Source organism: Shigella sp. FC1567, from assembly GCF_001743015.1.
GTDB lineage: Bacteria > Pseudomonadota > Gammaproteobacteria > Enterobacterales > Enterobacteriaceae > Escherichia > Escherichia coli.
Genome location: NZ_MIIV01000364.1, coordinates 1 through 631 on the forward strand (window position 1 = coordinate 1; position 631 = coordinate 631).

General features: G+C 42.5%; 1 protein-coding gene and 1 pseudogene. One reads left to right on the forward strand and one right to left on the reverse strand.

Features of this window, described 5'->3' with window-relative positions:
- Positions 1 to 205 precede the first annotated feature (205 nt).
- A pseudogene (locus tag BHE85_RS17850) lies at positions 206 to 358 on the forward strand (transposase family protein); the annotation flags it as partial.
- 12 nt (positions 359 to 370) lie between these two features.
- On the opposite strand, the gene BHE85_RS17855 reads toward BHE85_RS17850, so the two are convergent.
- The coding region (locus BHE85_RS17855; protein WP_216080650.1) for an IS1 family transposase at positions 371 to 631 on the reverse strand (261 nt) is incomplete at its 5' end.

Here is a 631-nt window from a genome sequence, read left to right on the forward strand (position 1 = left end):
ACGCCGTCTGCGTTTCTCCGGCCCTAAGACATCAATCATCTGTACTCCAATGACTAGTCTAAAAACTAGTATTAAGACTATCACTTATTTAAGTGATACTGGTTGTCTGGAGATTCAGGGGGCCAGTCTATATTCCTTATTATCTGAAGCTGTTTTTCATTGCTTATACATGATCAAATACTCCTTACATAAATAAGGTGAACAAATGGAACTTAAAAAATTGATGGAACATATTTCTGTTATTCCCGATTACAGATAAGCCTGGAAAGTAGAGCATAAATTGTCAGGCATCCTACTATTGACTATTTTTGCCGTTATTTCTGGTGCAGAAAGTTGGGAAGATATAGAGGATTTCGGTAATGACTCCAACTTACTGATAGTGTTTTATGTTCAGATAATGCCCGATGACCTTGTCATGCAGCTCCACCGATTTTGAGAACGACAGTGACTTCCGTCCCAGCCTTGCCAGATGTTGTCTCAGATTCAGATTATGTCGCTCAATGCGCTGAGTGTAACACTTGCTGATAACGTGCAGCTTTCCCTTCAGGCGTGATTCATACAGCGGCCAGCCATCCGTCATCCATACCACGACCTCAAAGGCCGACAGCAGGCTCAGAAGACGCTCCAGTGT